The organism is Streptomyces sp. NPDC059224, from assembly GCF_042754285.1.
GTDB lineage: Bacteria > Actinomycetota > Actinomycetes > Streptomycetales > Streptomycetaceae > Streptomyces.
On record NZ_JBHZAN010000019.1, the window covers coordinates 94,153 to 116,190 of the forward strand.

Genomic DNA, 22,038 nt, shown 5'->3' on the forward strand with positions numbered 1-22,038 from the left:
CACGGCCGGCGAACGAGCGGGGGCATACCGTGAGGAGTCGAACGCCTGAGTCGGAAGGAGACACGGGATGGGCAGTCGTACCGCGCTGGTCGAGGATCTGATGGAGAGGTTCCCGCACGTACCGAGGGAAGCCGTCTTCAAGGAGGACCTGCTCCGGGGCGGTGTCGCCTTCGACCCGTCGGCCCTGAGCGACAACGAGAGCGGCGAGGTGAAGCCGAAGTCGTACTTCATCTTCTCCTTCGACCACGGCACCCTGCCCGAGCTGGGCGAGGCCGCGCTGCGCCGGCCGCCGGAGGAGATCATCCTCACGGGCGGCCCGTACGACCTGCGCCGCACCGTCGTGTCGGTACGGGTGAACCCCGCCTCGCCGTACCGGGTGGCCGCCGACGAGGAGGGGCTGCTCGGGCTCTACCTCGACGGCAAGCGGATCGCCGACGTCGGGGTGCCGCCGATGCCGGAGTACTACCGGCACAAGCTCGCCAACGGGAAGTCCGTGATGGAGGTCGCCCCCACCATCCAGTGGGGCTACCTGATCTACCTCACCGTCTTCCGGGTCTGCCAGTACTTCGGCGCCAAGGAGGAGTGCCAGTACTGCGACATCAACCACAACTGGCGCCAGCACAAGGCCGCGGGCCGGCCGTACACCGGCGTCAAGGACGTCGACGAGGTGCTGGAGGCCCTGGAGATCATCGACCGGTACGACACGGCGAAGACCTCCACCGCCTACACCCTCACCGGCGGCGCGATCACCTCCAGGCTCCAGGGCCGGGACGAGGCCGACTTCTACGGCATGTACGCCAAGGCCATCGAGGAGCACTTCCCGAACCGCTGGATCGGCAAGGTCGTCGCCCAGGCACTGCCCAAGGACGACGTCCGGCGTTTCAAGGACTACGGCGTGCAGATCTACCACCCCAACTACGAGGTGTGGGACGAGTACCTGTTCAAGATGTACTGCCCGGGCAAGGAGCGGTACGTCGGCCGGGACGAGTGGCACAAGCGGATCCTGGACTCGGCCGAGATCTTCGGCCCCCGCAACGTGATCCCCAACTTCGTGGCGGGCGTGGAGATGGCCGAGCCGTTCGGGTTCAAGACCGTCGACGAGGCGATCGCGTCCACCACCGAGGGCCTGCGCTTCTTCATGTCGCACGGCATCACACCCCGCTTCACCACCTGGTGTCCGGAGCCGACGACCCCGCTCGGCAAGGCCAACCCGCACGGCGCTCCGCTGGAGTACCACATCCGCCTGCTCCAGGCCTACCGGCAGACGATGGAGGACTTCGGTCTGTCCTCGCCCCCCGGCTACGGCCCGCCCGGTCCCGGCAACGCCGTCTTCTCCGTCAGCTCCTTCATGGACAGTCTGCCCGCGGAGGAACCCACGAAGGTGTGACCCCTGCGGGCCACCGGACACAGGAGGGCGTCAGGCGGATCGCCGGCGCCCTCCTCGGCGTTCCGGAGGGGTCCCGGCCGGGCTGCCGGCTCCCCGCGGCGACCGCGCTTGCCTCCCGGGCTTGCTGTGCGAGGGATCGAGGAGGACGGTGAGTCGGAACGCGGTTGCGGTGCGTACAACAGCTCGGAGTTGCGGGCCACGGCGGAGCGGCAGACGCCACGCCGGAGACCGGTGATGCGGGTGACGGGGAGAATCCGTGGCACGACCATCGGTAACCGGTTTTGAATAGGCCGCTTGTCAGTTGTGCAGGAGACGTGAAAAGCTCGGGTCCTGCCGCGAGGTTCCCCCCAACTCCATTGCCGATGTGGTGAGTTGACCTCGCTTTTGATGCAGGAGACCCATGCCCGACCTGCCGATCCCCCAGGACGCCGCCGAGGCAGCGCTGTTCTCCGAATGCTGGGACGCGGTGCTCTCCTACGCCGACCTGTGCACGTCCGGCTCTCTGACGGCCAATCAACTGGCCACCGAGGCCTTCGCCCTCGGCATGCGCGAGGCCCGTGACACGGACTTCACCGCCGCCCGCAGCGGCGGACGGCGCTCCGCCCGGCTGCCGATGATCCCGCTGCTGCTCACCGCCGTCCGCAACACGGCCGCCGGCTGGGAGGCGGACGGACGGGGCCACAGACTCGACCCGGACCTCAGGCTGTGGCTCAACTCCGAGAAGGCCGCGCGGTACACGGGCCTGCCCCTGCAGCGGCCCGTCGCGCTGCGCGGCCTGCGCGACATGCAGGAGGCGGATGCCGCACTGCTGTGGCTGGCCGAGGTGGAGGCGCTGCCGCTGTCCTCGGTGGCACGCCGGCTCGGTCTCGACCCGGCCGTCGCCGCCCAGGAACTGGAGCAGGTGCGCGGTCTGTTCCGGGACCGCTGTCATCGCGCGCACCTCGACACACCGATGGCCGCCGAGTGCCGCAGCTACGCCCGCCTCCTGGACGCGGTGACCCGGTCCGCCGCGGCCGACACGCCCGACGACCTCTCCCGGCACCTCGCCACCTGTGTGCAGTGCGCCGAGGCCGCCGCCTGTCTGCGGCTGCACGGCGGCGGACTGCCCGCGGCGCTGGCCGGCGGGGTCATCGGCTGGGGCGGCCTCGCCTACCTGGAGCGCCGCCGCCGCGCGGCCGAGGTGCGGCTCGGCCCCGGCCGCCCGGGCGCCGGCGACCACGACGGCGGCCACCCCAAGGAGGGCGCCGGCCGCAGCCGGGTGCTGCGCCACGGGCTGCTCGGCGCGGCGGTCCTGATCTCGCTGGTGGCGCTCGGCGTGTCGATGATGCCGATGGGCAGCGGCGACGGCGACGGCGCGGCCACCGCCTCCCACGACGACCGGCAGCCGGTCGCCGACCCCACCTCGCTGGCCCCGTCCACCCCGCGGCCCGCCACCCACAGCGCCTCCGCCTCCCCGTCCGCGTCGGCCTCCGCGAGCAGGCCTGCCGACAAGAACCCCGACCCGGAGCCGCAGGGCACCTCCACCGCGACGGCGGGCACCGGCACCGAGGAGACCGGCCACGCCTCGCCGTCCGCCTCGCCATCGCATTCCGCCGCGGCCACCTGCCGGGTCTCCTACGACCTGGTCAACCAGTGGACCGACGGCTTCCAGGCCACCGTCACCGTCACCAGCACCCGGGCCCTGTCCGGCTGGCGGGTCCAGTGGTCCTTCCGGGACGGCCAGAAGGTCACCCAGATGTGGGACGCGAGCGTCAGCCAGAGCGGCGGCCGGGTCACCGCGGACTCCGCCGACTACAACCAGTCGGTCTCCCCGGACGGCACCCTCTCCTTCGGGTTCCTCGGCACCTGGAGCGGCAAGAACACCGCGCCCTACGCCTTCACGCTGAACGGCGGCTCCTGCTCGTCGCGTTGAGCCCGAGTGGTGCCGCGACCGGCGGCCGGGCGGACCCGGGTGGGCGGGTCCGGCCGGCCGCTGACCGTGTGTCAGCCCGGCATTTCGGACGGCCGGGTCAGCACTGCGACTTGTAGAAGTACTTGCTGACCGACGGGTCGCCCATGTTGTCCTTCGTGATCGCCACCATGTTCGTGCCGATCGTCTTGCTCACCGTCTTGTTCTCGAAGGCGGCCGCGAGCTGGTCCACCGCCTGCCGGCCGATCGACGCCGGGTCCTGGGCGACCAGCACCTGGAGGGTGCCCGCCTTCAGCGCGGCGACCTCGTCCGGCTCGGCGTCGAACGCGGCCACCTTCACCTTGCCCTGCTTGCCGGCCTGCTTCAGCCCGGTGGCGATGCCCGTACCGGTGTTGGTGTTGCCCGCGAACGCCCCGCCCAGGTCCGGGTGGGCGGCGAGCGTCGACTGGATCTGGGAGGCCGCGGTGGCCGGCAGGTCGTTGTCGTAGAGCGTCGGCAGCACCTTGATGTCCGGGTACTTGCCCATCTCCTCGGTGAAGCCCTTGATCCGGGCGTCCGTCGTCGACACACCGGGCTTGACGCTGATGACGATGACCGAGCCCTTCTCGTTCATCAGCTTGGCCAGCGCGTCGGCGGCGACCCGGCCGCCCTTCTCGTTGTCCGACGAGATCCGGGTGATCCCGACGGAGTCGTCGCTCACCGTCGTGTCCACCAGCGCCACCTTGGTGCCCGCCGACTGGATCTGCTTGAGCGACGGCGTCAGCGCGCCGGTGTCCACCGGCGAGATCAGCAGCCCGTCGGGCCGGGCCGCCGCCACCGAGTCGAGGAGCGGGCGCTGCACCGACACGTCCCACTGCGCGGAACCGTCGGCCGTGAAGTCCATCCCCTTGGCCTTGGCCTCCTGCTGCGCGGCGCAGGTCATGGTGATGTAGAAGGGGTCGCTCTTCACCCCCGTGATCAGCCGGACCTTCTTGCCCTTGGCGCCGCCCGCACTCCCCGAGCCGCCGCTGTCGTCCGACGAACCGCATGCCGAGGCCGCGCCGAGGGCCAGCACCGTGCCCACCGCGACCAGCAACCCGCGCCTGCTGCGTATGCTCCCCATCACAGAGTTCTCCTTGTCGTACGCGAACGAGTTGTCCTGGGCGATCGAGTTGTCCTGTGCGATCCCGTGCCGCGCGCCGCGGGCGTGCCCGACGGCGTCATGCGCGTTCCCGGGTCTTCCTGCGCATCTGGTCGACGTAGACGGCCACGACCAGCACCACGCCCACCGCCACGTCCTGCCAGTACTGCTGGACGCCGATCACGATCAGCCCGGTGGTCAGCACCGCCGGGATGAACACACCGATGACCGTGCCCAGCACCGAACCCCGGCCGCCGAAGAGGCTGGTGCCGCCCAGCACCACCGCGGTGATCACCTTGAGGTTGTCGGTGGAGTGCCCGGCGATCGACGTCGTGCCGTACGAGGCCAGCCACATCACGGCGCCCAGCCCGGCCAGCAGTCCCATCAGGCCGTACACCTTCACCAGATGCCGGCCCACCGGAATGCCCGCCCGCCGTACGGCCGTCGGGTTCGACCCGATCGCGAGCGTGTGCTCGCCGAAGCGGGTCGCGGCCAGCACCGCGCCGAAGATCGCGGTCACCACGGCGGCCAGGATCACCATCCAGGGGATCCCGAGCAGCTTGCCGAAACCGAGGCTGTTCTGCAGATGCGTGGAGGCCGCGCCGGCCGGGTCCTGGCCGCCGGTGGCGAGTTCGGCGATCCCCAGCGCTGCGCCCAGCCCGCCCAGCGTCACGATCAGCGGTGGCACCTTGCCGCTGGCCACCACCACCCCCTGCAGCGCGCCCCACGCCGTGCCCACGGCCAGTGCGATCACGACGCAGAGCGCGACCGTGCCCCAGCCCGACGCCGGACCGCCGTGATGGATGTTGTACTCACCCGCCGCCACCGCGGCCAGCACCAGCACCGACCCGATCGACAGGTCGATGCCCGCCGTGATGATCACAAATGTCATGCCGACGCCGAGCACCAGGTAGATGGCCGCGTTCACGGCGATCTGGGTGATGTCGTACGTGGTGAAGAACTTGCCCGGCGCCGCGATGGTGAAGAACACCACCAGCGCCAGGAGGATCACGAAGGTCCACAGTTCGTTGAGTGTCGCCGCGCGCCGGAGCCAGTCCGGCACCCCGGCACGGCTGCCCGCGGCCACCGGGGCCTGGTCGCTCTCGGCCGTCATCGTGCGCCCTCCGCTTCCTTGCCCCCGACCGGCCCGTCCAGGGACCCGGTCATCGCCCCGACGAGCTCCTCGATCGTGGTCTCCGCCGCGGTGTACGACGCGACGCGCCGGCCCAGCCGCAGTACCTCCACCCGGTCCGCGACCGACAGCACCTCGGGCATGTTGTGACTGATCAGCACCACGCAGATGCCCCGTTCGGCGACCCTGCGGACGGTCTCCAGGACCCGAGCGCGCTGCACCACCCCGAGGGCGGCGGTCGGCTCGTCCATGAAGATGACCTTGTTGGCGAAGGCGACCGCCCGGGCCACCGCGACGGACTGCCGCTGCCCGCCGGACAACGTTGTCACAGCAGCCGTCACATCCTTGAGTTCCACACCGAGCTCGGCGAAGGCCCTGACCGCCTCCCGGCGCATCGCGGGCCGGTCGAGGATGCCGACCCGCCCGAGCAGGCCTCCGCGCACGATCTCGCGGCCGAGATAGAGGTTGGCCGCCGCGTCCAGATCCGGTGCCAGCGAAAGGTCCTGGTACACCGTCTCCACGCCGTGCCGCTGTGCGTCCATCGGCCCGGAGAACCGCACCGGCTCGCCGTCCAGGCGGACTTCGCCGGCATCGGGGGAGAGGACGCCCGACAGGACGTTCACCAGAGTGGACTTGCCGGCGCCGTTGTCGCCGATGAGGGCGACGACCTCGCCGGGGTATGCCGTGAAATCGGCGCCCTGGAGCGCCTGGACGTGACCGAAACGCTTGACCACGCCATGTGCGGTGAGCAGTGGTTCCCTTGCAGAGGCCATGTTGTGCCTTCTGGTTGGTATCGTTAACAGCTTGGCTGATTCTTGGGGTGCCCGCAGCGGGGTGTCAAGGGTGGTGCAGCCGATCCCGCGTCGGTCCCCAGGGCCTCTCAACTCCACGTATTCGCAGGTCTGTTGATATGCCGTCCAGTTGGTAACGTTAACCGGTCGACGCTCAAACGTGACGCAGGTGGAGGACGTGGCGTGGCAGCCACCCGGCCGACCATGAAGGACGTTGCCGCGGAAGCGGGCGTCAGCGCGATGACGGTGTCCCGGGTCGTGAACGGCGATGCGGCCGTCGCCCCGCGCACCGCCGCGCGGGTGGAGGCCGCGGTCCGCAAACTCGGCTACCAACGTGACGACGTGGCCCGCCAGTTACGCCGGACCCACGAACTGAGCCAGACCATAGGGCTGTTGGTCGATGATGTGGCCGACCCCTTCATGGCCGCGGTCGCCTCCGCGGCCGAGGACGTCGCCCGGCAGCGCGGCAGCGTCATGCTCATCGGCTCCAGCCGCGCCGACCTCGGCCGGGAACGCGAGGTGATCGCCGCGTTCACCGCCCGCCGCGTGGACGGCCTGATCCTCACCCCGGCCGCCGGCAGCCACCGCTTCCTGCGCCCCGCGCAGGCACAGGGCACGAAGATCGTCTGCGTGGACCGGGCGGCACCCGGGCTGAACGTCGACGCCGTGGTGGTCGACAACTTCGGCGCGGTGCGCGAGGCGGTCGGGCGGCTGGCGGCACACGGCCATCGCAGGATCGGCTACCTCGGCGACACCCCGCGGATCTGGACGTTCGGCGAACGCCGGCGCGGGTATCTGGCGGCGCTGGCCGCGGCCGGCATCACCGCCGACCCGGCACTGGTCAGGGACGGTCTGCGGTCGGGCCCGGAGGCGGCCCGGGCCGTCACGGAGATGCTGAACCGGCCCGACCCGCCCACCGCCCTGCTGGCCGGCAACGAGATCCTCGCCTTCAGCGCCCTCACCGTCCTCCCCGCCGGCCTGGCCTTCATCGCCTTCGACGACTTCGCACTCGCCGAGCGGCTGACGCCGCCCGTCACCGTGATCGCCCAGGACCCGGTGGGCCTCGCGACCCGGGCGGCGCATCTGCTGTTCGCCCGCATCCACGGCGACGTCTCACCACCACGCACCGTCGTCATGCCGACCCGGCTGATCGAGCGGGGGTCGGGAGAGCTGCCGGGGCCGTTCGCCGCGTAGCCGGACCGTCCCGGCTGCCGGTCACACCGCGTCCGGACAACCGCCGCCCGCCCCGGCCGGCACCGGCTCGGCCAGCCGGTGCCGAACCCCTGGAACCCGCTCTCACGCGCGGCCCGTCGCCCGGGCCGCGGCGCGCCGTTCCGGGCGGTGTGCCGTAGCTCGCCGGGTCAGCATCACCAGCGTCGTGCCCAGTGCCAGGCCCACGGCCGGCAGGACGGGGAACCGGCCGTCGGGTGCGAACCCCCGCACGGCGAATCGGCTGAGAGCGGCGACGTCCATGGCCAGGCCGAGCCACAGCGGCCAGGCGTGCCGCAGGGCCGCGTCCGGACCCGTCCGTTCGTACAGCACGGTCAGCCCGCTTTCCAGGGGCCGGAGCGCGGACACGACACCGGCCAGGACGACACCGAGCACCAGCAGCCACGGGATCCGCAGCGCCCACCACGCGGCGGACCCGAGCGCCGGCTCGGGCGCGAGGCCGGTCAGGTAGAACGCGGCGGCGACCACCAGGACCGGCAGCATGTGCCACAGGTAGAGCGTCATGCTGGTGGCCCCCACCGGGCGCACCACACGCCACACCCGCTCGCGGTCCAGCAGCCGCCGCACCGCCGGCGCGGCGAGCAGACACAGCCCGACCTGGGCCACCACCCACGCCAGCATCGCGGCCGACGGCGGATCGGTGTTGCCGGGGTGCTGCCCGGTCACCAGGATCAGACTGACCGGGAACGGCCCGAAGGCCACGAGCGCCGCGAAGGCCCCCGCACCGCCCGCCGCCATCAGGACCGGCACCAGCCGCCGGGTCAGCAGACCGTCCCGCCAGCAGAAGCCCAGCTGATAGGCGACACCCCACACGAGCACGTAGTTCAGCAGCCCCGCGTACGGCGCGTGCACCCTCACCACGAGCACGTCCACGGCCAGGGCGACCGCCCCCAGCACCGCCGGGACGCGCCCGCCCCAGCGCCGGTGCGCCGCGTGCATCGGCGGTGTCAGGGCGCTGAGCAGCAGGTACACCGGGAGGAACCAGAACTGCATCGCCATCGCCCAGCCCACCAGCGACAGCGTGCCCGCGTCCACGCCCGCCGCCGAACAGACACCGACGGCGAGCAGCACCAGGCCGCTGTACAGGCTCGTCGGCAGCAGCAGCCGCAGCGCCCGCCGCCCCAGCCACCCGGCGGCCGTCCCCCCGGCGGCCCGGTGCCGCGGCCAGGAACCGCCGGCCGCATGACCCCCGGCGAGGAAGAACAGCGGCATGATCTGGAACACCAGGGTCAGCCACTGGGTCCAGGGCACGGTCGCCAGCAGCTCCGGGGCGGTGATTCGTCCACCGGGCTCCCGGACCAGGGCCGTGATCAGCCAGTGGCCGAGGACCACCAGCACGATGGCCCACGCGCGCAGGAAGTCGACGTAACGGTCTCTGCTCATGGCCCGTCATGCTGCCCGCAGCCCCGGCGCCGCATGCCGGTAAGCCCATGCCGCAACCATTCCGTGCCCGGTACGACACCGCCCGCGGTCCGGCACGGCTCCTCGGCCGGCACGGCCCGGGACGCAGCCGGGGAAAAGCGTTGGCGTCCCGGTGCGCGTGCCCTCTAAGGTGAGGTCGCTCGGTGCGGCGGCTCGGATTCGCCGCCGCTGTTGGCCGATTGACGCGCAGGAGGTGTGACCGATGGCTGTCGTTGCGATGGGCGCTGCCCGTGACCAGAAGTTCATCCATTCCACCTCCGCGGCCACCGGCTGACCTACCCGTATTCCCGGGGCCGCCCTGTGAAGGGTCACCCTTGTCTTCCAGCTCCGCTGCTGTCTTCTCCGCGCTCGCTCCCTACGGCTGGGACGAGACCTGGGCGAAGGAGTTCGCCCCCTATGCCGCCGAAGGCCTGCTGGCCGGGCGGGTCGTCCGTGTCGACCGCGGGCAGTGCGACATCGTCACCGCCGGCGGGCCGCTGCGCGCCGACACGGCCTTCGTCACCCCGCACGATCCGCTGCGCGTCGTGTGCACCGGCGACTGGGTCGCCGTGGAACCCGGCGGTAACCCCCGTTACGTACGCGCGTATCTGCCGCGCCGTACCGCCTTCGTGCGCTCCACCTCCTCCAAGCGGTCCGAGGGGCAGATCCTCGCGGCCAACGTCGACCACGCGATCGTCGCGGTGTCCCTCGCCGTCGAACTCGACCTCGGCCGGATCGAACGGTTCCTGGCGCTGGCCTGGGAGTCCGGGGCCCAGCCGGTCGTGGTCCTCACCAAGGCCGACCTGGTCCCGGACCCGGTGACGCTCGCGCATCTCGTCCAGGACGTCGAGACCAGCGCCCCCGGCGTGCCCGTCCTCACCGTCAGCGCGCTGGAGGGGGACGGCCTGGACCTCCTCGTCTCGCTCGTCCGCTCCGGTACGTCCGTTCTGCTCGGACAGTCCGGCGCGGGCAAGTCCACCCTCGCCAACGCACTGGTCGGCGAGGAGGTGATGGACGTCCAGGCCGCCCGGGACGTCGACGGCAAGGGCCGGCACACCACGACCACCCGCAACCTGCTGGCGCTGCCGGCCGGGGGTGTCCTGATCGACACGCCGGGGCTGCGCGGCGTGGGCCTGTTCGACGCCGGGGCCGGGGTCGGGCAGGTGTTCTCCGAGATCGAGGAACTGGCGCAGCGGTGCCGGTTCGCCGACTGCGGGCACGAGAGCGAACCGGGCTGTGCGGTGCGCCACGCGGTGGAGACCGGGGAACTGCCCGTGCGCAGGCTGGAGAGCTACCGCAAGCTGATGCGGGAGAACCAGTGGATCGTCGCGAAGACGGACGCGCGGCTCCGCTCCGAGATCAAGAAGGACTGGAAGAAGAGGGGGGCGGAGGGGAAGGCGGCGATGGAGGCGAAGCGGGGACGGTGGCGGTAGCGGGATGAGTGCGGGCGGGTGGGGCGGCCGCGCTGCCCTGCCCGTCGGCTCGGTGTCCGATTCCCGCCAGCCCCACCCGCGCTCATCGCTCACACTTGACGAGTGATGGACGAAGAGACCAGGTACGAGGCGGTGCGCAGCCGGGACGGGCGGTTCGACGGCGCGTTCTTCTTCGCCGTGCGGACCACCGGCATCTACTGCCGTCCCAGCTGCCCCGCCGTCACCCCGAAGCGGCACAACGTCCGCTTCTTCCGCACCGCCGCCGCGGCGCAGGGCTCGGGTTTCCGGGCCTGCCGCCGGTGCCGGCCGGACGCCGTGCCGGGATCCGCCGAGTGGAACGCCCGCGCCGACGTCGTCGGCCGGGCCATGCGGCTGATCGGCGACGGCGTCGTGGACCGGGAGGGGGTCGGCGGCCTCGCCGGGCGGCTCGGCTACAGCGCCCGCCAGGTGCAACGGCAGCTCACCGCCGAACTCGGCGCCGGCCCGGTCGCCCTCGCCCGGGCCCAGCGCGCCCACACCGCGCGCCTGCTGCTCCAGACCACCGAGCTGCCGATCACGGAGATCGCGTTCGCGAGCGGCTTCGCGAGCGTGCGGCAGTTCAACGACACCGTCCGTGACGTGTACGCCACGACCCCGAGCGGGCTGCGCGAGGCGGCGCCCGGTGGCCGGGGCGCCCGGCGCGGCTCGCCGGCCGCCGGGATCCCGCTGCGGCTCGCCCACCGCGGCCCCTACCAGGCCGGCCCCGTCTTCGACCTGCTGGAGCGCGAGGCCGTACCCGGCATCGAGGAGGTGGCCGGTGCCCTGGGCGCCCGCACCTACCGCCGCACCCTGCGACTTCCCTACGGCCATGCCGTCGTCGCCGTCGAGGAGCGGACGGGTGCCGCCAACGGCGGTGCCCGTCCCGGCGGCTGGCTCGACGCCAGGCTGCGACTCACCGACCCGCGCGACCTGACCACCGGCGTACAGCGGCTGCGGCGGCTGTTCGACCTCGACGCCGACCCGTACGCGGTCGACGAGCGGCTCGCCGAGGACGCACGGCTCGCCCCGCTGGTCGCCGCCCGGCCGGGGCTGCGCTCGCCCGGCACCGCGGATCCGGCCGAGGCCGCGGTACGGGCCCTGGTCGGGACCGGGGGCGCGGAGTGGCTGGTCCAGCGGTACGGGAAGGTGCTGGACGCGCCGGCCGGCAGCCTCACCCGCCTCTTCCCGGAGCCCGCCGTGCTTGCCGGCGCGGAGCCGGAGGGCACCCTCGGCGCGCTCGCCACCGCGCTGGCGGACGGCGCCGTACGGCTGGACCCGGGCGCCGACCGGGACGACGCGGTGGCCGCCCTGCGGGCGCTGCCCGGGATGCGGCCGGAGGTGGTCGCCGAGATCCGCGTCCGCGCGCTCGGCGACCCCGACGTTGCCGGGCCGGGCCGGGACGTACCGGAGGGCTGGCGGCCCTGGCGGTCGTACGCCGCCCGGCACCTGCTGGTGGAAGGAGAGCTGAGGAACTGATGGGTGACACGTACTGGACCCGGATCGCGTCGCCGGTCGGGGAGTTGCTCCTGACGGCGGACGGACGCGGGGCCTTGACCTCCCTGTCCGTCCCCGGGCAGAAGGGCGCCCGGAGCGTGGAGGCGGGGTGGCTCGCGGACGCGGGGCCCTTCCGGGCGGCCGAGCAGCAGCTCGCCGCGTACTTCGCCGGTGAACTGGAGGAGTTCCGTCTGGAGTTGAGTACCCACGGGACCGACTTCCGGGAGCGGGTGTGGAGCGCGCTGGACGGTGTTCCGTACGGGGGGACGACGACGTACGGGCAGATCGCCGCGCGGATCGGGGCGTCCAGGACGGCGGTTCGGGCGGTCGGCGGGGCGATCGGGGCCAACCCGTTGCTGATCGTGCGGCCTTGTCACCGGGTGATCGGGGCGGACGGATCGATGACCGGGTACGCGGGGGGACTTGAGCGCAAGGTACGGCTGCTGACGCTGGAGGGAGTGGTGGGCCGGGACTGAGACACCCCGGCAGGAGCGCGGGCAGCCGCCTGCCGCCCGCCGTTCAGGGGTGCCGTGCCGCCGGGCACGCGCTGCGCCAGCCGAGTGGTGCCCCCGGTCGAGTTGCTGCCCCGCACGGCATCCGTATGTCACCTTCCCCTCCAGTGGACCTAGGGAAGGGCAGGTGCGGATGCGCAAGGTCGGGCGGGTCCTCGGCGCGGCGCTGCTGATCGCGGTGGGTACGACGGGGCGGGCCGGCGCCGAGTCCGGCCCCTCGCTCTGGGCGGGGAGCTGGGAGGCCGCGCCCTCCGGTACCGTCCCCGCGGTTCCCGGGGCCGCCTACCGCAACGTCGTCCATCTCAGCGTCGGAGGCAGCGCGGTACGGATCCGCGTCAGCAACCGGCTCGGCAGCGCGCCGCTACGGCTCGGCGCCGTCACCGTAGCGCTGCGCCGGGGCACCGGCCCCGACGCCGTACCCGGGTCCATGCGCGGCGCCACCTTCGGCGGGGCCACAACCGCGGCCGTACCGGTCGGACAGGACCTGGTCAGCGACCCGGTGCCGCTCCCCGTCCCGGCCGCCGCCGACCTGCTGGTCACCGTCGAGACGCCGGGGGACCCCGGCCCCGCCACCTATCACCGGGTCGCGCTCCAGACCAGCTACCTCGCCGGGCGCGGCACCGGCCGGGCCGCCGACGAGCACGGGGACGCGTTCACCCGGACCACCGGGAACTGGTACTACGTCACCGGTGTCGACGTGTGCGCCGTGACCCTCGGCACCGTGGTCGCCTTCGGCGACTCCCTCACCGACGGCAACGGCTCCAGCTTCGGCACCAACCACCGCTGGCCCGACCGCCTCGCGGAACGGCTGCGCCCCTTCCGGATCGGCGTCCTCAACGCCGGGATCTCCGGCAACCGGCTGCTGCTCGACAGCACCGGGGGACCGGGCGCCCTGAACCGGCTGGACGCCGACGGGCTGACCCGGGCGGGTGTCCGGGCCCTGGTCCTCCTCGAAGGCATCAACGACATCAAGGGCACCCCCGAGGCGACCGACCCCGACGACTTCGTGCGGGCGTACCGGACGGTCGTGGCCCGCGCCCATGCCCGCGGGATCCGGGTCGTGGGCGCGACGCTCACGCCCTACGAAGGGTTCAGTGGCTACACCGACGCCCGGGAGGCCGTACGGCAGCGGGTCAACGCGCTGATCCGCACCCGGCACGTCTTCGACGCGTACGTCGACTTCGACGCCGTCGTCCGTGACCCGCGGCGGCCGACGCGGATCCGGCCCGGCTACGACCCCGGCGACCATCTGCACTTCAACGACGCGGGCATGCGCGCCCTGGCCGCCGCCGTCCGCCTCGTCGACCTGCTCTGAGCACTCACCCGCCCCGGACCACCGCCACCAGCCAGCCCGCCGCGACCAGCAGGCAGGCGAACAGTTCGGCCAGCACGCTGGAGCCGCCCGCTTCCATCGTCGTGCGCAGTGCGGCCAGCGCCTCGGCGCGGCGGCCGAGACGGAGGCGTTCGTGCAGGTAGATCCCGGCCATGAAGCCGGGGATCGCGCCGATCACGGGGAGCAGGACGAAGCCGAGGACGGCGCCCGTCCCGGCGTACACGCCCATGCCGGCGGTGGCACCGCCCGCCCGCAGCCGCCGCGGCGGCAGGGTCCAGCGGACCACCTGGGCGAGCAGCAGCACGACCGAGGCGCCGACCAGGACCGCCCAGGCCACCGGGCGCGGGTCGTACAGCGCCCACCACAGCATGGCGGCCCACACCAGCCACGAACCCGGCACGCCGGGCACCAGTACTCCGCACAGGCCGATCACCAGCACCAGGCCGACCAGCAGGAGTTCCCCTGCTCCCATCTGCCCAGGGTGCCGCGCGGGTCAGTCCCGGGCCACCCAGCCCCGCTCGTAGGAGTGCCAGCCCAGTTGCAGCCGGGTCGTCACCCCGGCCAGCTCCATCAGCCGTTTCACCCGGCGCTGCACGGTCCTGAGGCCCAGGTCGAGCTGTTTGGCCACGCTCGCGTCGGTCAGCCCGGCCAGCAGCAGCGACAGCACCTCCAGATCGGTGGGGTCGGGGGCGTCCGGCCCGTCCTCGGTCACTCCGGACGCGCCCAGGCGCAGCGGCAGAGCCGTCCGCCACACGGACTCGAACAGTTCGGACAGCAGCTCCAGCAGGCCGCTGGCGTGCACCACCACCGCGGCGGGTTCCGAGGTCCGGGAGGTGAGCGGGACCATCGCGAGGGCGCGGTCCGCCACGACCAGCCTGGTGGGGACCCGGTCCACCACCCGCACCTGCTCGTCCCGGCCCAGTGCCGCCGTCAACTCCGTGATCCCGTACGGCAGATCGAGCACCGCACGCTCCACCACCACCCGGTAGCGCACCCCCCGGCCGGCCGCCTGCTCCTCGGCCTCGTTCTCCACTCCGGAGACCACCGTCGGGTTGCCGGTGACCAGTGCGCACACCTCGTCGGCGGCGCCCAGCTGGAGCTGGAGGAAACGCTGGGCGACGGCCGGGGCGCCGGTCACCACCTCCACCAGGTCGTGCACCGCCGGCTCGGCCGCCGCGGCCCGGTACTCCTCGGCGAGCAGCGCCGCCGCCAGCTCGGCCTTCTCCAGCTCGTGCCGCTGCCGGGTGAGCAGCGCGCCCAGCGCCACCCCGGGCGGCGCGGCCACCCAGCGGCCCGGCCGGCCCGAGGACTGGGCCGCGAGGCCGTGCCGCTCCAGCCGGCGCAGCGCATGCTCGGTGTCCGGCTCGGCCAGCGTCAGCCGCCGCGCCAGATCGGGCACATCGGCGGCGCCCACGGAGACCAGCGTCCGGTACGCCGACTCGTCCTTCTCGTCCAGCCCGAGCGCTGCCAGCATCGACCCGCGTTCCTCCCTTGAAATCGGGCCCCATGGCGGGAACCGGCCACGGCGCAAACCCGCCGCAGCACATCATCGCCGTACCGGCGGTCACTCTGCCAAGATCACGTCACCACGGCACCTTCACCGGGTATCCGGATCCGCGATTCACAGCTGGTCGCAAGGAACACCCGTCACCATCTGGTCTCCGGCCGGGACGTCACCGCGTCCGGCCGTGCGAAACGGTGACCCGGGCCCGTGACGCGCACGCGCGCAGGGTATCCGGGGCCGGGTCACTCAGCTGTCGCCGGGTGGTTCTCCCGTGGGGGGTGGGACCACCCGGCGACTCACACGTGTCACGCGTACCGTTCCCCCCGTACGTGTCGTCGAGCCCATTTCCCCGCACGAGTGTTCAGTACGTCACTCGGCACGGCGTTCGATACCGACTCGTGTACGGGATTTTCCTGATGCCCCGTTTTCATCCGGCTCCCGCGGTGACAATGAGGGGCATGAGCCAGCCAGGGGGTAGGCCCGCCCGTCATGAGGACGACTGGTGGGGGCAGTTGTACGACGACTCCACCGAGGACACCGGCCCCACGGCCGCGCCCGATTCCCTGGACGACCGGTTCGCCTCGGCGAAGAACACGGTGGCGGGGCGGGGACGGCGGGCAGCCCCGGAGGAACCGGGCACCGATCCGGCGCCACCGGCCGCCCCGGTCCCGCCGGATCCGCCCCCGGTCCCGCCGGATCCGCCCCCGGTCCCGCCGGCGGTGCCGAGGCGGTCCGGTGTGCCGGACGCGTCGGACTCACCGGCCGCACCCGGTCCTTGGACCGTGCCGGTGCAGCCGAGCCCGCCCGGGTCCTTGGCCGCAGCGGGGCCGTCGGCCGCCGGGGTCCCGCCGGTCCCGGCCGGCCCGCCGGGTCCCCCGAAGGTACCGGCCTCCGCGGCGGCCGGCGGGCCGCCTCCGCTGCCGGCCCCGCCGGCCGGCCGGGAGCCGTCGTCGGGCCAGCAGCCGCCCGCCGTGCCCGCGCAACGCGCTGCCGCCGGGGCACCGGGCGAGGACGCCGCCCCCGCCCGGAAGCCCTGGCCCTGGGACGAGGAGGACCCGGAGTCCGCGGAGGCGGAGGACGACGCCTGGGCCGGCGCGCACCCCGCCACCCGCCCCGACCTGGCCGCGCCCCCGCCGTACTCCGCCCCGGCCTCCTCCGTGGAGTACGTCGGCTCCGGGCCGCCCACCTACGACGCCGAACCGACCGCGCTGCCCGCCGCCGACCCCGACGGACTCGACGACCTGGTCGCCGACACCGTGCTGGACGGCGCCCGCTACGGCATCTGCACCCTGCGGGCCGTCTCCCAGCGCGGTGACTCCACCCGGTACCGCGGCGAGCCGCGCCGCGACGCCCTGCTCACCGCCCGGTTCGGGTCCGGCGACCGGGCGCTGCTCCTGGTCGCGCTGGCCACCGGTGCCCGGGGCGCCCCCGGCGCCCACCGGGCCGCCGCCGAGGTCTGCCAGTGGATCGCCCGGGCCGTGGGCCGCAGCCACCAGCGGCTCACCGAGGACATCCAGGCCGCCCGGCGCGGCGACCTCAAGTCCGGGCTGCACCGGCTCACCGACCGCAGCCTCGGCCGGCTCCGGGCCGGCGCGGCCGAACGGGGCGTCGCCGCCGACGAGTACGCGGCCAGCCTGCGCTGCCTGCTCGTCCCCACCCACCCCCAGTGCCGTACCCGGGTCTTCTTCGGGGCCGGGGAGGGCGGACTGTTCCGGCTCCGGGACGGCGAGTGGCAGGACATCGAACCGCGCGCCGGCACCGAGACCGTCGGAGAGCCCGTGGTCGGTTACGGTTCGCCGCCCGCCGAGACCCCGGAGGGCGACCGGCTCACCATGGACCTCGGCATACCGACCCCGCCGAGCCCCTACGAACCCGCTCCGGAACCGCCCCGCGCCCCCTTCCTCTTCCGGGCCTCGGTAGCCCGCCCGGGTGACGCGCTGGTGATGTGCAGCGGCGGCCTCGCCGATCCGCTGCGCGGTGAGCCCGCCCTCTGCGCCTATCTGGCCCGGCGCTGGTCCGGCGGCGCTCCGCCGGGTCTCGCCGCGTTCCTCGCGGACACCCAGGTGCGGGTGAAGGGTTACGCCGACGACCGTACGGCGGCGGTCGTCTGGGAGGCGTGACGCCGGTCCCTGTGCGTGGATGGGGAGGTATCCGCCCACAGGGAAGGGGCACCCGTCCGTCATGCCCAAGCAGAACGTCGCCGAGCAGTTCGTCGACATCCTCGTCCGAGCCGGAGTCCGCCGCCTCTACGGCGTCGTCGGTGACAGCCTCAACCCGGTGGTCGACGCCGTCCGCCGCAACTCCGCCATCGACTGGATCCACGTCCGCCACGAGGAGACCGCCGCCTTCGCGGCCGGCGCGGAGGCCCAGGTCACCGGGAGACTGGCAGCCTGCGCCGGCTCCTGCGGACCGGGCAACCTGCACCTCATCAACGGCCTGTACGACGCGCACCGTTCGATGGCCCCGGTGCTCGCCCTCGCCTCGCAGATCCCCTCCAGCGAGATCGGCCTGGGCTACTTCCAGGAGACCCACCCCGACCGGCTCTTCCAGGAGTGCAGCCACTACAGCGAGCTGATCTCCAGCCCCAGGCAGATGCCCCGGCTGCTCCAGACCGCCATCCAGCACGCGGTCGGCCGCAGCGGGGTGAGCGTGGTGAGCCTGCCGGGCGACATCGCCGACGAGCCCGCTCCGGACGAGCCCCTCGAGAACGCGATCGTCACCTCCCGGCCCACCGTCCGTCCCGGGGACGAGGAACTCGACAAGCTGGTCGCGATGATCGACGCGGCGGACAAGGTGACGCTGTTCTGCGGCAGCGGCACGGCGGGCGCGCACGCGGAGGTCATGGAGCTCGCCGGGAAGATCAAGTCCCCGGTGGGCCACGCCCTGCGCGGCAAGGAGCACATCCAGTACGACAACCCGTACGACGTCGGCATGAGCGGACTGCTCGGCTACGGCGCCGCCTACGAGGCCACCCACGAGTGCGACCTGCTGATCCTGCTCGGCACCGACTTCCCCTACAACGCCTTCCTCCCCGACGACGTGCAGATCGTCCAGGTCGACGTGCGCCCCGAGGTACTGGGCCGCCGCTCCCGTCTCGACCTCGCCGTGTGGGGCGATGTGCGCGAGACGCTGCGCTGTCTGGTGCCGCGGTTGCGGACCAAGGAGAACCGGCGGTTCCTCGACCGGATGCTCAAGAAGCACGCGGACGCGCTGGAGGGGGTGGTGAAGGCGTACACCCGCAAGGTGGAGAAGCACGTCCCGATCCACCCCGAGTACGTGGCCTCCGTGCTCGACGAACTCGCCGACGAGGACGCCGTGTTCACGGTGGACACCGGCATGTGCAACGTCTGGGCCGCCCGGTACGTCACGCCCAACGGCCGCCGCCGGGTGATCGGTTCCTTCTCGCACGGTTCGATGGCCAACGCGCTGCCGATGGCGATCGGCGCGCAGTTCACCGACCGCCGCCGCCAGGTCGTGTCGATGTCCGGGGACGGCGGCTTCGCCATGCTGATGGGCGACTTCCTGACCCTCGTGCAGTACGACCTGCCGGTGAAGGTCGTCCTGTTCAACAACTCGGCCCTCAGCATGGTGGAACTGGAGATGCTGGTGGCGGGCCTGCCCTCGTACGGCACCACCAACGTCAACCCCGACTTCGCCGCCGTCGCCCGGGCCTGCGGTGCCTACGGGGTGCGGGTCGAGAAGCCCCGCCAGCTCGCCGGTGCGCTGAAGGACGCCTTCAAGCACAGGGGCCCGGCCCTGATCGACGTGGTCACCGATCCCAACGCGCTGTCCATCCCGCCGAAGATCAGTGCCGACATGGTCACCGGCTTCGCGCTCTCCGCGTCCAAGATGGTCCTGGACGGCGGCGTGGGCCGGATGGTCCAGATGGCCCGCTCCAACCTGCGCAACATGCCGAGGCCGTAGCGGGTGCCGTCCGGCTCAGCCCTCGACCGGCACCCACTGGCGGACGCCGTCGACGAAGCCGTACCAGTAGTGCGGCAGGCCCTTGATGGAACTGGTGCGGAACGGCCGTCCGTGGTCGTCGATCCGGACCGTGCCCGAGCGGCCCTGTGAGGACCAGTCCAGTTCGAGATACCAGCGGCAGTCGCAGCCCTCGGTGTGCGCGTTGACGCGGAGCACCTCCGGGTCGGTGGACGAGACCCGGTAGGGCAGCCGCATGGTCGAGACGGTCCGGCCGTCCGGGCCCTCGCCGGCCACCGGGCGGGCGAGGGGGCGGTCCTTGTCCAGGTCGACGTCGAAGTAGCGCGGGGTGAGACCGCCGCCGCAGCCGTCGGCCATGGAGTAGGCGATGCCGGGTGCCGGGGAGGTACGGCCGACGACCCGCACCCGTAGGTCCTCCAGGACGACGGCCGTGGACGAGCGGCCCTGCACCGAGATCTGGACGATCGTGTCGTGGCCGTGCACCGCGTTCTGGGTGGCTGCCCAGGTGCCTGCGTCCTGCGGGACCGGCGGCGGCGGGACCTCGGCCGGCTGCTTGTCGATGACGTAGTCGTGGTCGCAGCCCAGTTCCCAGACCTGGGAGCCGGCGGTCCAGGCGAGCGGGACGGTGGCCGGGGCGGAGGCGCCGGGCGTGGCCGGGCCGGAGGGGGCGGGGGTCCTGGTGCCGTGCGGCGAGGGGGAGGGCGAGCGGCGGACCGGCGAGCCGGAGTCCTCCGGTGATGGCCCGGTGGCCGTCGGGCCGGGGCGCCGGGCGTCCCCGGCGGCGGTGGTGGGGGAGGAACCCGCGGACCGGGCCGAGGTGCCGGCGGGCGGCCGGTCGTCCGAGGGGGCGATCAGACTGCCCAGCGTCACCAGCAGGACGACGGCCACTGCAGAACCGACCAGGGTGCGGCGCCGGCGGTACCAGGGGCGGGGCTCGGGCGCGGGCTCGGGCACGGGTCCGGGCTCGGGCGCCGGATCCGTGCCGCTCCCGGCGACGGCCTCCGGCTCGCCGGTCCCGGTGTCCTCCGCGGTCCGTGGCCGCTGCCGTGCCGCCACCGCCCGTAACCAGCGTTCGTGGAGTTCCAGCCGCTCCTGCGGGCTCGCCCCGCAGAACGCGGCCAGACGTTCGACCGGAGCGAAGTCCAGCGGTACCGCCTCGCCCGCGCAGTAGCGATGCAGGGTGGAGGTGTTCATGTTCAGGCGGCGGGCCAGCGAGCCGTAGCTCCGGTCCGTACGGTCCTTCAACTGCCGCAGCAGCGCCGCGAACTCCTCGACGTCCTCGCGCACGGGCACCTTCCCCCGGTCGTCCGTATCCCAGGCATTCATATACCTGCACGTCACATGGGCTGGGATGGTTCCAGGGCGGCGGAACGGGCGGTTGCCGTTGCGGTTGCCGCGGCGGACGGCCGATGCTTCTGGTGTCGCACCGACCAGGGCCGGCCCGACCAGCCGGCGCCGTCCGCGGCATCCCACACCCATGCACCGATCCGACGGGGGACCATCCATGCCCAAGCGCACCCGAGCAGGCGCGCTCACCGTACTCGCCGGCGCCGCCCTCGCCGTGGGCGGCTCGCTCGCCGTCCCGGCGGCGGCCGCCCCAGAGCCGCCCGGCTTCCTCGCGGCGTCCGACCTGCCGCCGCGTCCGGGCTCGTCCTGGACGGCCGGCCGGGTCACCGCGGGCGTACCGGAGGCGGTCAGGCAGGACACCTGCCTCGGCGTCGCCCTCGGCGGTGGCCGGCACACCTGGTACCGGGAGTTCCGGACCGACCTGGACACCGGCGCCCGTCAGGTCAGCGTCGAACTGCCCGACGTCCGCGCGGCGAAGGGCCGGGTCGCGAAGCTCGACGAGGACATCGTGTCCTGCGCGGACCGGATCGAGATGGACGACCCGGAGACCCGGGCCGACTTCCAGGACCACGGAGACCTGCGCGTCGGGGACGGCGCCCATGTCTACGCCCTGCACACCGAGACCTCCTGGGGCGCCAGTGACATCCGGCTGCTGTCGCTCGGCCGGGAGGGGAGGACCGTGACGGTCGTGGACTGGGGGCAGCTGGGCGGCTTCCAGGACGCGCCGGTGAAGGCGTTCAAGAAGACGACCGTCACGGCCGTGAAGAAGCTCCACTGATGGGTCGGGGCCGTCCTCCCGCCCGGGGGAGGGGAGGACGGCCCCGACAGCCATCTGCCATCGGCCATCTGCACAGCCAACTCACCACAGCCAACTCACCACAAGCACCTCATCACAGACAACGGGGAATCAGACATGAGCACCAAGACCCGCACCGTCCTGACCGCCGGCCTGCTCGCCGCGGCCCTCGGGCTCGGCGTCACCGCCCAGGCCTCGGCCGGCGCCTCGCGCAGCGTCGCCGGCGACCCGTCGGACAACCTCACCCGGATCGCCGACTTCTACGGCGCCTACGTCGACGCCGAGAGCGACCCGGACGGAAGCGGCGGCCTGCCCACCGCGCTGCGTGCCTACTACCTCGACCCGACCTACCTGAAGGCGCTGAAGGCCTGGGAGCAGCGTGAGCACGCCGACGGGGTGCTCCGGGCCCAGAACACCCCGCTCAAGTGGAAGGTCACCGGCAACGGCACGGTGAAGAACCGCACCGAGGCCGTCGTCACCCTCACCTGGAGCCGGAACACGACCACGAAGCTGTACGTCGACATGACCCGCGACTCCCACAAGATCACTCACATCGGCACCAAGGGTCTCGGGAGCAAGTAGGCGGAAGGGTAGGTTTCGGCCAGAATCGGCGGTGCCGCGAACCACGTGAAACAGCTCGGGCCGTTGTGTGAGCGGCTGTTTCGCGCCGGGTCCGCGGCACCGTTGGC

Annotated in this window: 18 protein-coding genes; 11 read left to right on the top strand and 7 right to left on the bottom strand. The window is 72.9% G+C overall.

All coding sequences use genetic code 11. The annotated features are described in order from the left end of the window. The first annotated feature begins 67 nt into the window (after positions 1–67). Together ACFXI4_RS22095 and ACFXI4_RS22100 are read left to right on the top strand one after the other, a co-directional pair. The gene (locus ACFXI4_RS22095) at positions 68–1,387 is read left to right on the top strand and encodes a radical SAM protein (RefSeq protein WP_384993460.1); all 1,320 of its coding nucleotides are present in this window, start codon (positions 68–70) and stop codon (positions 1,385–1,387) included. Positions 1,388–1,787: 400 nt separating this feature from the next. Continuing rightward, positions 1,788–3,299, top strand: coding sequence for a cellulose binding domain-containing protein (locus ACFXI4_RS22100; RefSeq protein WP_384993463.1), 1,512 nt, complete (start codon positions 1,788–1,790; stop codon positions 3,297–3,299). Between the two features lie 97 nt (positions 3,300–3,396). Here the strand turns inward: ACFXI4_RS22100 and ACFXI4_RS22105 are convergent, their stop codons facing one another. The 3 genes from ACFXI4_RS22105 to ACFXI4_RS22115 form a co-directional block, all read right to left on the bottom strand. After that, positions 3,397–4,398 carry an ABC transporter substrate-binding protein gene (locus tag ACFXI4_RS22105; protein ID WP_384993465.1) on the bottom strand — a complete coding sequence of 334 codons (1,002 nt, stop codon included), beginning with the start codon at positions 4,396–4,398 and terminating at the stop codon, positions 3,397–3,399. Between the two features lie 97 nt (positions 4,399–4,495). Continuing rightward, the gene (locus ACFXI4_RS22110) at positions 4,496–5,530 is read right to left on the bottom strand and encodes an ABC transporter permease (protein WP_384993467.1); all 1,035 of its coding nucleotides are present in this window, start codon (positions 5,528–5,530) and stop codon (positions 4,496–4,498) included. After that, a complete protein-coding gene (locus tag ACFXI4_RS22115) occupies positions 5,527–6,321 on the bottom strand; it encodes an ATP-binding cassette domain-containing protein (RefSeq protein ID WP_384993469.1) in 795 nt (264 codons plus the stop codon). The genes ACFXI4_RS22110 and ACFXI4_RS22115 overlap by 4 nt, the downstream gene beginning before the upstream one ends. Before the next feature lie 201 nt (positions 6,322–6,522). Here ACFXI4_RS22115 and ACFXI4_RS22120 point away from each other — a divergent pair, with 201 nt between their 5' ends. Next, positions 6,523–7,533 carry a LacI family DNA-binding transcriptional regulator gene (locus ACFXI4_RS22120; protein WP_384993471.1) on the top strand — a complete coding sequence of 337 codons (1,011 nt, stop codon included), beginning with the start codon at positions 6,523–6,525 and terminating at the stop codon, positions 7,531–7,533. 102 nt (positions 7,534–7,635) lie between these two features. Here ACFXI4_RS22120 and ACFXI4_RS22125 read toward each other — a convergent pair whose 3' ends face one another. Beyond that, the gene (locus tag ACFXI4_RS22125; protein ID WP_384993473.1) at positions 7,636–8,952 is read right to left on the bottom strand and encodes an acyltransferase; all 1,317 of its coding nucleotides are present in this window, start codon (positions 8,950–8,952) and stop codon (positions 7,636–7,638) included. Positions 8,953–9,305: 353 nt separating this feature from the next. Here ACFXI4_RS22125 and rsgA point away from each other — a divergent pair, with 353 nt between their 5' ends. From rsgA to ACFXI4_RS22145, 4 genes are all read left to right on the top strand, one after another. Further along, on the top strand, positions 9,306–10,403 hold the full coding sequence (rsgA, locus tag ACFXI4_RS22130; protein ID WP_384993475.1) for a ribosome small subunit-dependent GTPase A: 1,098 nt from the start codon (positions 9,306–9,308) through the stop codon (positions 10,401–10,403). A 105-nt stretch (positions 10,404–10,508) separates the two neighbouring features. Continuing rightward, the gene (locus tag ACFXI4_RS22135; RefSeq protein WP_384993477.1) at positions 10,509–11,897 is read left to right on the top strand and encodes a bifunctional transcriptional activator/DNA repair enzyme AdaA; all 1,389 of its coding nucleotides are present in this window, start codon (positions 10,509–10,511) and stop codon (positions 11,895–11,897) included. Beyond that, positions 11,897–12,391: a methylated-DNA--[protein]-cysteine S-methyltransferase gene (locus tag ACFXI4_RS22140; RefSeq protein ID WP_384993479.1), complete on the top strand. Its 495-nt coding sequence runs from the start codon at positions 11,897–11,899 to the stop codon at positions 12,389–12,391. The genes ACFXI4_RS22135 and ACFXI4_RS22140 overlap by 1 nt, the downstream gene beginning before the upstream one ends. 169 nt (positions 12,392–12,560) lie before the next feature. Beyond that, positions 12,561–13,742 (top strand): SGNH/GDSL hydrolase family protein, encoded by a 1,182-nt coding sequence (locus ACFXI4_RS22145; protein WP_384993687.1) that lies wholly within the window; start codon positions 12,561–12,563, stop codon positions 13,740–13,742. A 4-nt stretch (positions 13,743–13,746) separates the two neighbouring features. Here the strand turns inward: ACFXI4_RS22145 and ACFXI4_RS22150 are convergent, their stop codons facing one another. Together ACFXI4_RS22150 and ACFXI4_RS22155 are read right to left on the bottom strand one after the other, a co-directional pair. Then, positions 13,747–14,232, bottom strand: coding sequence for a DUF456 domain-containing protein (locus ACFXI4_RS22150; protein WP_384993482.1), 486 nt, complete (start codon positions 14,230–14,232; stop codon positions 13,747–13,749). A gap of 21 nt (positions 14,233–14,253) precedes the next feature. Then, on the bottom strand, positions 14,254–15,234 hold the full coding sequence (locus tag ACFXI4_RS22155; protein ID WP_384993484.1) for a helix-turn-helix domain-containing protein: 981 nt from the start codon (positions 15,232–15,234) through the stop codon (positions 14,254–14,256). Positions 15,235–15,722: 488 nt separating this feature from the next. On the opposite strand from ACFXI4_RS22155, the gene ACFXI4_RS22160 reads away from it, so the two are divergent. Next, the gene (locus ACFXI4_RS22160) at positions 15,723–17,384 is read left to right on the top strand and encodes a protein phosphatase 2C domain-containing protein (protein ID WP_384993487.1); all 1,662 of its coding nucleotides are present in this window, start codon (positions 15,723–15,725) and stop codon (positions 17,382–17,384) included. Positions 17,385–17,445: 61 nt separating this feature from the next. Further along, a complete protein-coding gene (locus ACFXI4_RS22165) occupies positions 17,446–19,188 on the top strand; it encodes a pyruvate dehydrogenase (protein WP_384993490.1) in 1,743 nt (580 codons plus the stop codon). A gap of 15 nt (positions 19,189–19,203) precedes the next feature. Here ACFXI4_RS22165 and ACFXI4_RS22170 read toward each other — a convergent pair whose 3' ends face one another. Beyond that, the gene (locus tag ACFXI4_RS22170) at positions 19,204–20,532 is read right to left on the bottom strand and encodes a helix-turn-helix domain-containing protein (protein ID WP_384993492.1); all 1,329 of its coding nucleotides are present in this window, start codon (positions 20,530–20,532) and stop codon (positions 19,204–19,206) included. Between the two features lie 178 nt (positions 20,533–20,710). Here ACFXI4_RS22170 and ACFXI4_RS22175 point away from each other — a divergent pair, with 178 nt between their 5' ends. Both ACFXI4_RS22175 and ACFXI4_RS22180 read left to right on the top strand, forming a co-directional pair. Then, positions 20,711–21,331, top strand: a complete 621-nt coding sequence (locus ACFXI4_RS22175; protein ID WP_384993494.1) for a hypothetical protein — start codon at positions 20,711–20,713, stop codon at positions 21,329–21,331. Between the two features lie 135 nt (positions 21,332–21,466). Next, entirely contained in the window at positions 21,467–21,931 is a 465-nt protein-coding gene (locus ACFXI4_RS22180) for a hypothetical protein (RefSeq protein ID WP_384993496.1), read from the top strand. Positions 21,932–22,038: the final 107 nt, after the last annotated feature.

Coding starts and splice junctions, on each gene's coding strand:
- ACFXI4_RS22100 (WP_384993463.1), top strand. CDS start 1,788: ATGCCCGACCTGCCGATCCCCCAGGACGCCGCCGAGGCAGCGCTGTTC.
- ACFXI4_RS22115 (WP_384993469.1), bottom strand. CDS start 6,321: ATGGCCTCTGCAAGGGAACCACTGCTCACCGCACATGGCGTGGTCAAG.
- ACFXI4_RS22160 (WP_384993487.1), top strand. CDS start 15,723: ATGAGCCAGCCAGGGGGTAGGCCCGCCCGTCATGAGGACGACTGGTGG.
- ACFXI4_RS22110 (WP_384993467.1), bottom strand. CDS start 5,530: ATGACGGCCGAGAGCGACCAGGCCCCGGTGGCCGCGGGCAGCCGTGCC.
- ACFXI4_RS22145 (WP_384993687.1), top strand. CDS start 12,561: ATGCGCAAGGTCGGGCGGGTCCTCGGCGCGGCGCTGCTGATCGCGGTG.
- ACFXI4_RS22105 (WP_384993465.1), bottom strand. CDS start 4,398: ATGGGGAGCATACGCAGCAGGCGCGGGTTGCTGGTCGCGGTGGGCACG.
- ACFXI4_RS22155 (WP_384993484.1), bottom strand. CDS start 15,234: ATGCTGGCAGCGCTCGGGCTGGACGAGAAGGACGAGTCGGCGTACCGG.
- ACFXI4_RS22175 (WP_384993494.1), top strand. CDS start 20,711: ATGCCCAAGCGCACCCGAGCAGGCGCGCTCACCGTACTCGCCGGCGCC.
- ACFXI4_RS22170 (WP_384993492.1), bottom strand. CDS start 20,532: ATGAATGCCTGGGATACGGACGACCGGGGGAAGGTGCCCGTGCGCGAG.
- ACFXI4_RS22150 (WP_384993482.1), bottom strand. CDS start 14,232: ATGGGAGCAGGGGAACTCCTGCTGGTCGGCCTGGTGCTGGTGATCGGC.
- ACFXI4_RS22165 (WP_384993490.1), top strand. CDS start 17,446: ATGCCCAAGCAGAACGTCGCCGAGCAGTTCGTCGACATCCTCGTCCGA.
- ACFXI4_RS22140 (WP_384993479.1), top strand. CDS start 11,897: ATGGGTGACACGTACTGGACCCGGATCGCGTCGCCGGTCGGGGAGTTG.
- ACFXI4_RS22135 (WP_384993477.1), top strand. CDS start 10,509: ATGGACGAAGAGACCAGGTACGAGGCGGTGCGCAGCCGGGACGGGCGG.
- ACFXI4_RS22125 (WP_384993473.1), bottom strand. CDS start 8,952: ATGAGCAGAGACCGTTACGTCGACTTCCTGCGCGCGTGGGCCATCGTG.
- ACFXI4_RS22180 (WP_384993496.1), top strand. CDS start 21,467: ATGAGCACCAAGACCCGCACCGTCCTGACCGCCGGCCTGCTCGCCGCG.
- ACFXI4_RS22095 (WP_384993460.1), top strand. CDS start 68: ATGGGCAGTCGTACCGCGCTGGTCGAGGATCTGATGGAGAGGTTCCCG.